Origin of the sequence: Pseudomonas sp. 102515 (assembly GCF_031085165.1) — a bacterium.
In the GTDB taxonomy this organism is placed as follows: domain Bacteria; phylum Pseudomonadota; class Gammaproteobacteria; order Pseudomonadales; family Pseudomonadaceae; genus Chryseomonas.
Genome location: NZ_JAVHTY010000002.1, coordinates 526383 through 539207, shown reverse-complemented (window position 1 = coordinate 539207; position 12825 = coordinate 526383). Strand labels below are relative to the sequence as shown.

Genomic DNA, 12825 nt, shown 5'->3' with positions numbered 1-12825 from the left:
GCGATGACGACTCAGCCTCACGCCCTGGTGACCGGCGTCAGTTCCGGCATCGGCGCGGCCATCACCCACCGCCTGCTCGCCGAGGGCTGGCGGGTGATCGGCCTCAGCCGCCGCCCGCCAGAGCACACCCATCCGGCGCTGACCTGGATCGGCGTCGATCTGGCCGATGACCAGGCGCTGGACGCCGTGCTGGCCGACATCGGCTCGTTGGACGCCCTCGTTCACGCCGCCGGCTTCATGCGCACTGCGCCATTGGGCGCCCTGGATCCGGCCGATGGCGCCGCCATGTGGCACCTGCACGTCGCCGTGGCCAGCCGGCTGGTAGACCGCCTGATCGAGCGCCTCGCCGCGGGCGGTCGTATCGTGCTGATCGGCAGCCGCACCATGCAGGGCGCGGCCGGACGCAGCCAGTACGCCGCCACCAAGGCCGCTCTGGTGGGTCTGGTGCGCTCCTGGGCGCTGGAATTGGCCTCGCGCGGCATCACCGTGAACCTGGTGGCGCCCGGGGCCACCGAGACGCCCATGCTCCGCGACCCGAGTCGCGCCGGCACGCCGCCGCGGCTGCCGCCGCTGGGCCGCTACGTGCAGCCTGAGGAAGTCGCCGGCCTGACCGCCTTCCTGCTCGGCCCGGATGCCGGCGCCCTCACCGGCCAGACGCTGACGGTCTGCGGCGGCGCGTCGTTGTGATGTGGGGCAAGCGCGACTGCGCTAGAGTAGCGCGGTCTCTCCCGATGGATTCCCCATGAAGGTCGCCAAACGTCGCCAGGCCATCCTCGAGCTGGTCCTGGCCGGTCACACCAACGTCGAAACCCTCTGCCGGCATCTGGGGGTGTCGGAAGCCACGGTCCGCCGCGACCTCACTGCCCTGGCGGAAGAAGGCCAGATCCTGCGGACCTACGGCGGCGCGACCCATATCGGTACGCGGGAGCCCGAGCCGTCCCTGGAGCAGCGCAGCAATCAGTCCGGTCCGGAGAAAGCCCTCCTCGCCCGCGCTGCCCTGGCCCATATCAACGACCACGATACCCTGGTGCTGGACGGCGGCACCACCACCGCCGCCCTGGCCAAGCTGCTCAGCGAAAGACGTGGTCTGCACGTCATCACCAACAACCTGCTGGCGGTGCCGCTGCTGCGCGACCTGCCCGACGGCCATGTGACGTTGCTCGGTGGCGACCTGCGGCCGGGCAGCATGTCCACCTTCGGCCCGGCGGCCTTCACCATGCTGGAGCGACTATCGGCCGACAAGGTCTTCCTCAGCGCCGACGGCGTGGTGGCCGGCCGTGGCCTCTGTGAAGCCAGTACCGAGCAGGCGTACCTCAAGGAACTGATGATCCAGCAGGCTGCGGAGGTCTTCGTCCTGGCCGACTCGACCAAACTGGGTCGTGATCGCCAGCAGCACTGGACGCCGCTCAAGACGGACTGGACGTTGATCACCGATGCCACGGCGACCGAGTCTCTCGCGCCCTTCAGGCAGCAGGCGCTGGTTCGCGTCGAGGTGGTGTCCTGAGAGTCAACACGCTGATCTCCGCAGGGCGGCTGCGAAAAGATCAGTCGTTAAGTGGCCACTCACCCCTGCTCAGCTTCAAAGCTGAGCGCTGGCGGCCGGCGATGAAAACCTCCCGTCAACCAAGCGAGATAGAGTCCACCGAGCATCAGCCAGCTGCAGCCAAGCATGATCGCCAAGCGGTCAAGGCTGATCATCAGCCACAGCGTCGCCAACAGGCCGATGAGCGGACACAGCAGGTAGAGCACCAGTTGTACGGGGCCACGCTTCTGCGGCTGGCGTGCGAAGTGAACGATCACCGAAAGGTTCACCAGGCTGAACGCCAGAAAGGCGCCGAAGTTGATGAATGAGGTCGAGGTGGTGACGTCAAGTTCCAGCGCTAGCAGTGCGACCACCGCACAGACCAGGATAGCGCCTACCGGCGTACCGAAGCGCGGGCTCAGGGTGCCCAGCAGCGCACGCGGCAGCACGCCATCGCGGCCCATGGCGAACATCAGGCGCGAGGCGCTGGCCTGCGCCGACAAGCCCGAGGTGAACTGGCCCACGATCAACCCGATCAGGAAGACCGACACGAACAGATCACCACCGATATTGCGGGCGATCTCGTAAGCGGCCGCATCGCTGCTCTCGAATTGGGTGGACGGATGGGCCAGCTGAACGAAATAGGCCGTGACCACGAAGATCAGTCCGCCGATCAGGGTGATCAGCAGGATTGCCCGAGGAATGGTGCGCTGGGGGTCGCGGGTTTCCTCGGTCAGGGTGCTGACCGCATCAAAGCCCAGGAAGGAGTAGCAGGCTACCGCCGCGCCCGCCATCACCAGGGACAGGTTCACGCCCTCGCCCAGGAACGGCTGCAGCGACAACAGCGGCTTGCTGGCGTCGCCCAGCACGTAATGCACGCACAGCGCCACGAAAGCCAGCAGCACCAGAAACTGCACCAGCATCAGCACGCTGTTGATGCCCTTGGCCAGGTGCAGGCCCAGGATGTTGATCACGCTGGTGACCAGGATGAACGTCAGCACCCAAAGCGCCTGGGGCAGTTGCGGGAACGCCGAATGCAGGTAGGCCGCGCCGATCAGCCAGATCGCCATCGGCAGGAAGAGGTAGTCCAGCAACACCGCCCAACCAGCGATGAATCCGAGGTGATCGCTGATGCTGTGGCGCACATAGCTGTAGGCCGATCCGGCTACCGGAAAGAGCTTGGCCATGCGCGCGTAGCTCAGCGCGGTGAAGCACATCGCCACCGCAGCGGCGAGGTAAGCCGCCGATACGGCGCCGTGGGTGATCTCGGCAAGGATGCCGAAGGTGCCGAGTACGATGATCGGCGTCATGTAGGCGATGCCGAACAGCACCACCGCTCCCAGAGACAGGGATCGTTGCAGACGAGCCATTACTTGTTACTCCCATTTTATATGTTGTTATGGCAGGACCGAAGTCGGCAAAAGCGCGCGGCAAGGCCGCAATGGGCGCGTCTGTGGCGCCCTTCAGAAGGGAAATGTCAGGGGATCAGTAGCTCACGGACACCATTGGCATGGTCGATACGCGTACCTGGCAGCGTTAGGCGGCGCTCTTCCAGGTAGCGGTAGTCACGGCGGGCCTCGGCCAGGCGATGAAAGTCCAGGTCGATGGACTGCGCGCACGGTTCGCGACCGGCTTCCAGCAGCAGGCTGCCGTTGGGGTCGACCACCGCACTGCCGCCGGCGAATACCAGGCCGTCGTCGCCTGCACCGACCCGGTTGCTCATCACCGCGTAGGCCTGGTTTTCCATCGCCCGCGCCATGATCGCGGTTCGGTGCGTCGGCCCGTAGGGGTCCATGTTGCCGTTGGTGACGACCAGCAGTTCTGCGCCAAGCTCGCCCAAAGCCCGTGCGCTCTCCGGAAACTCGATGTCGAAGCACACCAGCAAGCCGACCCGTACGCCGTCCAGCAGCGCAGTGGCGTAGCGATCGCCCGGCGCGAACACGCCGCGATCCGACGCCCACAGGTGCGTCTTGCGGTAGGTCAGCACAATGTCCTGCCCGTCCATCAACACGGTGGTGTTATAGAACGTGCCGCCGTCGTCTTCGGCAAAACCGATGGCAACAGCCAGCCCACGCGCAGCCGCTGCCTTGCCGATAGCCGTCAGGCTCGGGCCATTCAAAGGCTCAGCCAGGGCCGCAACGTTTTCTGACGTCGGAAAGCCCGTCAGGTAGGTCTCTGGGAACACCAACAGGCGAGTGCCCGCCCTGCACGTCGCGATAGCCTGCAGGGCCTGGGCGAGATTGTGGGCCGTATCACCATCACGACCGGTGAGCTGAGCGAGTTCAACTTGCATGACGGGGCTCCGTTCTTGGTGTTGCATCGCGTGGGGGGCAAACACAGAATGCGGACACCCCTCCGTCCGGAGTCGAGTATGGAGGCGGAGCCACACAGGCGGAATTACGCACGCGGGGTAACCCCATAGGGGTAGACAGATGACCATGACCTTGCACGACATCGCCTTCCATCAGACCGTGGCCGAACTCATCGAGGCGCTCGAACGCCCGCATTTTTGGCGTGCCATGGCCCGCGCGCTGGCGCAGTACGTACATCATGACAGTTGGGTGGCCCTGATCTTCAGTGAGGGACGCCCGCAGGTGTTGGCCGAAAGTCCCGGCGACGACGGCGCACCGGACCGGCTCTTTCAGGACTACCTGCACGGCCTGTACCTGCTCGACCCCTTCTACATCGCCAGTCGCGAGAGCCAGCGTGAGGGCCTTGTACGCTTGAGTGAAATCGCCCCCGAATGTTTTGAGCAAACGGACTACTACCAGCGCTATTTCAGCCTCAACGTGGTCGCTGACGAGGTGCAGTTCAATGTCGCCCTCGCCGGCGCTCGAACCCTGTGTCTGTCACTGGGTTCACGGCAACGGTTTCAACCCGAGCAGATAGCCCTACTTTCCCTGGTAGCGCCCTGGGTTACGGCACTGGTGCGTCAGCGCCTGAACCACGAGCCGGAGCCCAGCGAGCCGACGGCCGCCCCGCCTTGGCAGGAGCGCCTCGAACGGATGGCACGCCAAGTGCAAACGGCGCTGACCGGCCGCGAGCTGGAAGTCGCGCGCCTGGTCCTCAGCGGGTACTCCAGTAAAGAGGTGGCGCGCAAACTGGCCATTTCGGCCGAGACCGTGAAGGTGCATCGCAAGCACGTCTACAGCAAGCTGGGCATCAAGTCGCAGTCGGAGCTGTTCGCGGTGTTCCTGCAGGCTCAGCGCGAATGACGCCACAGATGTGGCACAACGGATGCGACATCCATGTGCATCGGAGCGCCCTCCCGCGAAGAGACCGGTTCAGCGCACGGTTACTTCGGAGCGCCGTTCGAACGTGCGCAGCTTGGCGCTTCGCTGCAGAGCGAGTCGAGCGCACTCATGAAGGCCTGCACCCTGGGCACCTGCATAGGCCTGTCGAAGTCCGTGCTCGAGCGCCAGTCTTCGTAAACGAACCAGTCCTCGGCCGCGTCGCTTGCTTGGTAAATGTCATAACCGACGTAGCCAGGCTCCTGCCAGGTCGGACCGACCAGCGCCAGAAGGCGCTGGCCGAGAGCATCGCTTTGCTCGGGGCGTGCGGTGAAGAAAGCAACCTGGGTCAGCATGCTCACGAGGGGTCTTCTGTATGCGTGATGGGTTGATCAACCGGCGGTGACGGTCATGCCGCCATCGGCCATGACTACTGACCCAACCATGAAGCTTGCGCGGTCCGAGGCGAGAAAGGCGACAATCTCGGCAATTTCCTCCGGCTGCGCAGCACGGCCAATGGGCGCGGCTTCGCCGTGCTGGGCCAGAAAGCCCGGGCCGTCCTCTACCACGTCATTGAGGATGTTGGTGACGACGTCGCCGACCCCGACCGCGTTGACGCGGACGCCGTGCTCGATGGCTTCGAGCGCGAGCGTGCGTGTCAGCTGGGCCAGGGCGCCCTTGGACGCCGTGTAGGCTGCGATGGTCGGAAACGCGTAATAGGAGGCGTACGAGGCGATGTTGACGATGGCCCCGGCCTTGTTGGGCATCATCGCCTTGACCGCCTCACGACAATGCAGGAAGGCGGCGGTGGCATTGACCGCCTGGATGCGCTCCCAATCCTCGCGGGTCATGTCGACGACTAGCTTGTTGATGATGATACCGGCGTTGTTAACCAGGATATCCAGTCGGCCGAACCGGTCGACGGCCAGCCCGACCGCGCGCTCGGCGGCGCCGTCTTCGCTGATGTCCGCGACCAGCGGCACCAGACCGGGACGAGCGAGCGCTTCGACCGCAGGATTCAAGTCCTCAGCGACGACCTTGGCACCGCGTGCATGCATCAGCAAGGCGATCGCCTTGCCGATGCCACTGGCAGCACCGGTGACCAGTGCAACCTTACCTTCTACCTCATGAGGAATGTTGGGAGTGATATTAGTCATGGTGCTCTCCTGCGTAGTGAGCCGAGGAGATATTCGCCGGCTCGGCGCCTGTGAGGCGCTGTCGTAATCGACGGCTTTACTGTCTCGCAACGCGCAGGGACAGGCCTTCGCAGGATTGCCGAGGCTGTCGGGATATTGCGCCGGTGTGCGGTGCACCGGTCATCCCGTGCAGCTCACCTCTTAAATCGCCAGCGCACCCGGGAATCATCCGGCAGCGGAATGAAATCCTCATCGTCCGGTACATCAGGGAAGCGTCGCGCGCGCCAGTCTTCGGCTGCCTGCTGGATGCGCTCGGGCCGGCTCGACACGAAGTTCCAGTAGATATGTCGGCGCCCCTCCAGCGGCTCACCCCCTAGCAGCAAGAGTCGGGCGGAGCCGATGGCGTGCAGCACCACGTCGCTGTCCGGACGCAGTACGACCAGGCGATTGGCACCGAAGCGGGTCGACTGCCCAACCACCTCGACCTCGCCACTGACCACATACAGGGCACGTTCGATATGTTCGCCGGACAGGCGATAACGCGCGCCGGCTTGCAGTTGAAGGTCCGCGTAAAAGAGATCGGAAACCGTGCGGGTGGGCGACGTGAGCCCTTCCAGCGAGCCGGCCAGCAACCTTAGCGAAACCCCGTCGCTTTCGATGTGCGGGATCCGCTCGGCCAGGAGATGCTGGAAGCCAGGCTCACCCTCCTCATGCGATTCGGGTAGTGCCACCCAGGCCTGGAAGCCCATGAGCTCGCCGCCGCTTACCCGAACCGCATCGCTTGAGCGCTCGGAGTGAACGATGCCGCGCCCGGCCGTCATGAGGTTGACCTCCCCAGCGCGCAATTGCTGAACATGCCCGGCGCTGTCGCGATGCAGCATCTCGCCCTGTAGCAGGTAGCTAAGGGTCGACAGGCCGATGTGCGGATGCGGCCGAGTGTCGATCCCTTCGCCCGGCCCGAAGACCACGGGTCCGAAGCTGTCGAGAAAGATAAACGGCCCTACCATCCGCCGCTGCGCAGACGGTAGAGCCCGGCGCACGTCGAACCCTCCGATGTCCCGCACGTTGGGGAGAATGATCTGTTCGATGGTGCCAGCGGTTGAAGTCTGTAGCGTCATGGCGGGCCTCGTTGAGCGAGTGAAGAATACGGTCACTCTAGGCCTGCTGGCTTATCGGCAAAACCTAGATAATATGCAACGAAACGTTCTAGAGATTAGAAATGATTTCAGACCCTGGTACCCCGACCCTTGATCAACTGCGTGTATTTCTCACCGTGGTGGACGTCGGCAGTTTCGCTGGCGCCGCGCGCAAGTTGCACCGTGCCACCTCGGTCGTGAGTTACTCCATTGCCAATCTGGAAATGCAGCTGGGCGTCAGCCTCTTTGATCGCAAGACCACCCGCAAACCGCAACTGACTGACGCTGGCCGAACGGTGCTGGCCGAAGCCCGAACGATCTACAACGGCATCGATGGGCTGAGGGCGAAGGTCCGCGGCCTGCTACATGGCCTGGAAGCCGAGGTGCACCTGGTACTGGACGTGATGTTGCCCCGCGAACGAGTGGTGGATGCACTGAAGGCCTTCCGGGAGGAATTTCCTACCGTGTCGCTGCATCTGCATATCGAGGCGCTCGGCGCGGTGACGCAGCGGGTACGCGACCGTGGCGCCACGTTGGGCGTGAGCGGCCCGCTGACGTCCAGTATCGACGGTATCGAGCGTATCAGTGCCGGCAAGGTGGCGCTGGTTCCGGTCGCTGCGCCAGATCATCCGCTTGCCCAACCGGGACCACACGAGCCTGGCGCTGGTCGCGCCCATGTTCAACTTGTGCTTACCGATCGCTCCCGGCTTACCGAAGACCAGGAGTTCGCCGTGGTCGGCACACGCACCTGGCGACTGGCGGACTTGGGCGCCAAGCACATGCTGCTTCGCGAAGGCATTGGCTGGGGGAACATGCCGGTTGACATGATCCGCGACGACTTGGCCAGCGGCCGCCTCGTCCAGCTCGACCTGCCCGACTGTTCCGGCGGCGACTACACCTTTGATGTCATCTACCGCACCGATACGCCACCCGGCCCGGCGGCGAACTGGCTGATCGAGCGGTTCGAAGTCCAAGCGGGCGGAGACGCCTGACCATTCGATAAAATCGAACCTAATACTCGAAATAGGTTGTCTATTTTCGATCCTAGCACCATGAGACATTGCCTCCATCGCGGCAACGCCGCCGCACGCACCGATGGAGAAATCTCATGGCTAAGGTTCTGGTTCTTTACTACTCGTCCTACGGACATCTCGAAACAATGGCCAACGCCGTTGCCGAAGGCGCACGAGCGGCAGGCGCACAGGTGGACGTCAAGCGCGTCCCAGAGACGGTGCCCGAACACATCGCCCAAGGCGCCCACTTCAAAATGAACCAGGCCGCACCGGTGGCTACCGTCGCCGAGCTCGAGCACTACGACGCCATCATCGTCGGCACCGGCACTCGCTTTGGCCGCATCAGCAGTCAGCTGGCTGCCTTCCTCGATCAAGCCGGCGGGCTCTGGGCACGCGGTGCGCTCAATGGCAAGGTCGCCGGCGCCTTCACCGCAAGCGCCACCCAACATGGTGGTCAGGAAACCACGCTGTTCTCGATCATCACCAACCTGCTGCACTTCGGCATGATCATCGTCGGGCTGCCGTACAGCCACCAAGGTCAGATGAGCGTTTCCGAAATCGTGGGCGGTGCCCCCTACGGCGCAACCACCATTACTGGCGGCGACGGCTCGCGCCAGCCCAGCGACATCGAGCTGGACGGCGCTCGTCATCAGGGCGAGCTAGTCGCTAAAACCGCCATCAAGCTGTTTGGCTGAGCGTTCAAAAGTTGCCCTCTGGCACCTCCCTCCTCCCTCTTCGACTCGATACGAGCACACACCATGAACGCCGAGCAGCTGTTGCGCCTGCATTTCGAAACCTTCGTTGATGCCCCTCAGCGGTGGACGACCCTAATTGCTGACGACCTAGTATGGGAGCTGCCATTTGCACCCACCCTAGGCCACCCGGCGCGTCTTAGCGGGCGCGATGAGGTGCTTGGCCATGTCGGCTGGTTCATCGGCGCCGTGGAGAACTTTCGCTTCTTCGATGTACGCATTCACCCCGGTGCGAACCCACTGGAGGCCAGCGCCGAGGTGAAGGCCGAGGGCTTGATCAAACCGACTGGGCGCCTCTACGAACAGGACTACGTGCTGTTCGTACGGGTCGAAAACGGCAAGCTTGCGTTCATTCGCGAATACTTCGACCCGGTTCGGGCGGCCGTTGCCTTGGATGCACCGATCCCGGCAGTGGCCGGTTGAGCTGCCGCGCGACCTGCTAAAAACCGTCGCTGCTGCGTTACCCTCTCGACATCAGCTCTCACCGAAGGGCGTTGTCGAGGAAGCCCCCATTGCGTCAGGCGAATCCCAAGAATCGCGCAGCTCGCGAGGCTCAGCGCATCACGGGCGAATCGATGCCGCGGTATCTACCCAGTGCGCCACAGGCCTTGCCGCCGCGTCCGCAGATGCAGGACGTGGTGGTGTTGCGGTTCAGCCATCGCAGCATCGTCGAGCCGATTCTGGTGCCCTCGGTGGTCGAGCCCCTTCTGGTATGGGTGCTTAAGGGCGCGGCCTGTGTCGAAGAGCGTGACCTCGGCGGGGAATGGCAAGCGTCCAGCGTCAAGGCCGGTGACTTCTTTCTCACCCATACCGGTGAGCCCTATGAAATGCGCTGGCGGACGCAAGACTGCGACACCTTCGAGGTACTGCATCTGTACCTTGGCTTGCCGCTGATTGATCAGGCAGCACGTGACGTACTGGGCGCTCACGCCGGCCCGGTAACCTTCCTCGATGTTTCTGGCGCCCAGGATGAGCGAATCAGCGTCATGCTGGAGCCGCTGCGCCAGGAGTTCATCGACGAGCGTCAACCCAGCCCCTTGTTCGTCCACAGCATCGCCCAGGCGCTGGCCGTGCATCTTGTCCGCCGATATCTCGATCCACGCCACGTAGCCCGTCGCAGCAATGCGCTGCAGGCCTACAAGCTGCGCCGCGTCGTCGAAGCGATGAACGAGCATCTGGCCGAAGACTTTAACCTCGCGAGCCTTGCGCAGATCGCGGAGCTGAGCGAGTACCACTTCAGCCGCATGTTCAAGCGCGCCACCGGGCTCTCACCTTCGCAATACTTCATTCGCTTGCGCATGAGCCGCGCCCGGCACCTGCTGCTGGAGACGGACCTCAGCATCATCGATATCGGGTTGGACGTCGGCTACTCGAGCCCAAGCCATTTCTCCCAGGTGTTTCGCCGCGAGGTGGGCGTCACGCCCAGCGCCTATCGCCAGGCGTGACCGTTCACTCATGGGCTCTGCGGCGTGAAGCGCTCGCTAGCACCGCCACCTGACCCGCCACGCGAAAGCGGCCTAGCCCAACGTCATGCAAGGCTCCTGACTTCCAGACAGCCTCGGCGATAGGGCCTTTCGCCGCCCTTGAGATGAACAGCGAATAGGTGTTGGTCTGACTGTCATCGGCCGGACCGCACGCGAAGTTTGCCTAGCCCCCCTGAGCTAGGCTGCTTGGACCTGGCCAGTCGGCGCTGCGCTAAATCCGCATGCCTCGAGCGTGTCAGCCGAACGCCACGATGGAGTACCGATCGAGACGACGTCTTCAAATAGGTTGGTGGCAAGAGCGTTGCTCACCCACCTGCAGCTTCGGGGGATCAGCCCGCCGTGGTAGTGGCCCTCTTTGAGAATGCAGCGACTCGCCGGGCTGAGCGGCGTCATCCTCAGCCCAGGGTCATGACAGGTTTCGCACTGCTAGCGAAAGCTAACCCGCACGATCGGACCGGTCTCTCCGTGATGCCGGTAGTGGGCAAAGGGGAAATCGGACTGGTCGGAGCGGCGCGTGGCGGTGCGCTCATGGGTGAACGATTAAATTACCCTCTCGCAGGCGTAGGCCCTCGTCGGTTGGCAGCCGGCAGGCATGTCGAGAAATTGCGGCAACGGGGATGGCGTTTCAGCCCGTGTGAAACGGCTGCGTCTCGGCCGGACAGAATGCCGAACAGTGACTCGATTCGGAACGTGAAAACGCCGGACATCTGCCCGGCGTTCTCGGCTGTTGCGGTCTGGTCAGAGGCTGGCGTCGAGCACCAGTTTGCCGCGTATGTGTCGGTCCAAGCTCTTGCGCAACGCACCTTCGGCCTGGGACAGCGGCAGCACCTGCACGTCGATTGCCAGCTCTCCGGTCTCGAACAGCGCGGCGATGTGCTGAAGCTGCTGGCTATTGGATCGCGTGGCGAAATGCTTGCCGGTTGCGCCGACTGCTTCTGCCTGTTTAGCGTCCGGCGGGCTCACCGGGGATACCAGCACGCCGCCAGGCTTGAGTACCGACCAGGAGCGCGTTTGAGTGTCCCCACCGACCAGATCCAGCACCATATCGACTGGCTCGACAGCCGTCTCGAACGGCGTCAGGTTGTAGTCGATCACCTGCGATGCACCGAGCTTGCTCAGGTAATCATGGTTGCCCTTCGACGCAGTGGCGATAACCGTCGCACCGGCAATGCGCGCCATCTGCACCGCCATGCTGCCTACCCCACCTGCAGCGCCATGAATGAGCACCCGCTGGCCCGCTTTGATGTGCGCATGTTCATGCAAGGCCTGCCACGCCGTCAGCGCAACCGCCGGCACACCACTGGCGTGCAGCGCCGACAGGCGACTCGGCCGGTGGGCCAGACGATCCACACTGGCGACCACCTCGGTGGCGTAGCCGCCAACAATATCGATGAAACCAAACACCTCATCGCCGACCGAAAATTCGGTGACCGCTTCACCGAGCGCCGCCACGCGACCGGCCACTTCGACGCCCGGCGTATAGGGGAGCTGCAGCGGGATGAAGGCTTTCATCGCACCGGACAGCACCTTCCAATCCACTGGGTTCACCCCGCTGCCCGCCACCTCGATCAATACCTCACCCTTGCCCGGCACGGGCGATGGCAACTCTTCAAACACGAACCCTTCAGGTTGTCCGTACTGCGCTACACGAATCGCTTTCATATTTCACCTCGAATGTGGTGTGTGCTGCTTGAGCGAGCCGGCGCGTGCGCCGGCCAAGATCGGAAGGCATTAGCCGCGACGTGCGTCCAGGCTGAAGCGCCCAGCACCGAAGGCGACGACCTGCAGTAGCCCGCCGGCCATGGCAATGTTCTTGAAGAAATGGATGAACTGATTCTGGTCGCCGAGCTGGCTGTGGAAGGCCAGCGCCGTGGCCACGCTAAATACGGCGAGTCCAGCGGCCACCAGACGGGTGCGGTAGCCCAGGATCAGCGCGATGCCGCCCCCCACTTCGATCAGGATGGCGATCGCCAGCGCCAGTGTCGGGAACGGTAGGCCGGCCGATTCGATGTAGCCGATCATCCCAGCCGGCGCGCTGATTTTGCTGATGCCCGAGAGCAAAAAAATCGCGCTCAGCAGAACGCGGCCCGTGAGCGAAGCGGACGCCGAGAGGGTGTCGGCCGGGACAGCGTTGATGCCGGAAGTGCTGTTTGCGGTTGCAGTGGCTTGAGTCATGTCTGTTTCCTCTGGAAGGGCTCACCACCCTGGTGAGCCGCGTTGAGAGGAATTCTGCGTGCAGTTCGTTTATCTAAATAGACGCCTAATATCGAGCATTAGGTTCGAATAAATAGAACGCACAGTAGATGGATCACAAGCCAGATCAGAACGAATGCCAGCTAACTGTCCAACGGCCAGTCGCGCATGATTCGTCCGGCAACCGTTCGGAGACCGAAGCTGCTGTCTTCCACGCAGACAGGGATCTGGGCTCGTTACATGACTGGGGCGCTGCGCCCCATAATCGTCTAAGACGCTAATCGCCACATGGAGCAGTTTGGACGGCCCCGCTTGAGTACGGTCGTCCTGGCATCCCAGCACAGACATCCGGCTACATC

14 protein-coding genes are annotated in these 12825 nt (G+C 63.5%); 7 read left to right on the top strand and 7 right to left on the bottom strand.

Annotated features, from left to right (window positions below; all coding sequences use genetic code 11):
* The first annotated feature begins 3 nt into the window (after positions 1–3).
* Positions 4–687: an SDR family oxidoreductase gene (locus tag RCF34_RS09485; protein ID WP_308707938.1), complete on the top strand. Its 684-nt coding sequence runs from the start codon at positions 4–6 to the stop codon at positions 685–687.
* A 55-nt stretch (positions 688–742) separates the two neighbouring features.
* Positions 743–1504, top strand: coding sequence for a DeoR/GlpR family DNA-binding transcription regulator (locus RCF34_RS09480; protein ID WP_308707937.1), 762 nt, complete (start codon positions 743–745; stop codon positions 1502–1504).
* 59 nt (positions 1505–1563) lie between these two features.
* Here the strand turns inward: RCF34_RS09480 and RCF34_RS09475 are convergent, their stop codons facing one another.
* Positions 1564–2892, bottom strand: a complete 1329-nt coding sequence (locus RCF34_RS09475; RefSeq protein ID WP_308707936.1) for an APC family permease — start codon at positions 2890–2892, stop codon at positions 1564–1566.
* 107 nt (positions 2893–2999) lie between these two features.
* Positions 3000–3815, bottom strand: a complete 816-nt coding sequence (locus tag RCF34_RS09470; RefSeq protein WP_308707935.1) for a carbon-nitrogen hydrolase family protein — start codon at positions 3813–3815, stop codon at positions 3000–3002.
* A gap of 139 nt (positions 3816–3954) precedes the next feature.
* Between RCF34_RS09470 and RCF34_RS09465 the strand changes: the two genes are divergently transcribed.
* Positions 3955–4737: a LuxR C-terminal-related transcriptional regulator gene (locus RCF34_RS09465; RefSeq protein WP_308707934.1), complete on the top strand. Its 783-nt coding sequence runs from the start codon at positions 3955–3957 to the stop codon at positions 4735–4737.
* Positions 4738–4817: 80 nt separating this feature from the next.
* On the opposite strand, the gene RCF34_RS09460 is transcribed toward RCF34_RS09465, so the two are convergent.
* The 3 genes from RCF34_RS09460 to RCF34_RS09450 all read right to left on the bottom strand — a co-directional run bounded on the left by RCF34_RS09460 (position 4818) and on the right by RCF34_RS09450 (position 7006).
* Positions 4818–5108, bottom strand: a complete 291-nt coding sequence (locus tag RCF34_RS09460) for an antibiotic biosynthesis monooxygenase family protein (RefSeq protein ID WP_308708261.1) — start codon at positions 5106–5108, stop codon at positions 4818–4820.
* 36 nt (positions 5109–5144) lie between these two features.
* Positions 5145–5909 carry an SDR family oxidoreductase gene (locus RCF34_RS09455; RefSeq protein WP_308707933.1) on the bottom strand — a complete coding sequence of 255 codons (765 nt, stop codon included), beginning with the start codon at positions 5907–5909 and terminating at the stop codon, positions 5145–5147.
* A gap of 173 nt (positions 5910–6082) precedes the next feature.
* Complete coding sequence (locus tag RCF34_RS09450; RefSeq protein ID WP_308707932.1) at positions 6083–7006, bottom strand: pirin family protein; 924 nt, start codon at positions 7004–7006, stop codon at positions 6083–6085.
* Positions 7007–7107: 101 nt separating this feature from the next.
* Between RCF34_RS09450 and RCF34_RS09445 the strand changes: the two genes are divergently transcribed.
* The 4 genes from RCF34_RS09445 to RCF34_RS09430 all read left to right on the top strand — a co-directional run bounded on the left by RCF34_RS09445 (position 7108) and on the right by RCF34_RS09430 (position 10234).
* A complete protein-coding gene (locus RCF34_RS09445; RefSeq protein ID WP_308707931.1) occupies positions 7108–8016 on the top strand; it encodes a LysR family transcriptional regulator in 909 nt (302 codons plus the stop codon).
* 116 nt (positions 8017–8132) lie between these two features.
* On the top strand, positions 8133–8732 hold the full coding sequence (gene wrbA, locus RCF34_RS09440; RefSeq protein ID WP_308707930.1) for an NAD(P)H:quinone oxidoreductase: 600 nt from the start codon (positions 8133–8135) through the stop codon (positions 8730–8732).
* Between the two features lie 63 nt (positions 8733–8795).
* Positions 8796–9212, top strand: a complete 417-nt coding sequence (locus RCF34_RS09435) for a nuclear transport factor 2 family protein (protein ID WP_308707929.1) — start codon at positions 8796–8798, stop codon at positions 9210–9212.
* A gap of 152 nt (positions 9213–9364) precedes the next feature.
* A complete protein-coding gene (locus RCF34_RS09430) occupies positions 9365–10234 on the top strand; it encodes an AraC family transcriptional regulator (RefSeq protein ID WP_308708260.1) in 870 nt (289 codons plus the stop codon).
* Positions 10235–11011: 777 nt separating this feature from the next.
* Here RCF34_RS09430 and RCF34_RS09425 read toward each other — a convergent pair.
* Positions 11012–11935 (bottom strand): NADP-dependent oxidoreductase, encoded by a 924-nt coding sequence (locus RCF34_RS09425; protein WP_308707928.1) that lies wholly within the window; start codon positions 11933–11935, stop codon positions 11012–11014.
* Positions 11936–12004: 69 nt separating this feature from the next.
* The gene (locus RCF34_RS09420) at positions 12005–12448 is read right to left on the bottom strand and encodes a DoxX family protein (protein ID WP_308707927.1); all 444 of its coding nucleotides are present in this window, start codon (positions 12446–12448) and stop codon (positions 12005–12007) included.
* Positions 12449–12825 lie beyond the last annotated feature (377 nt).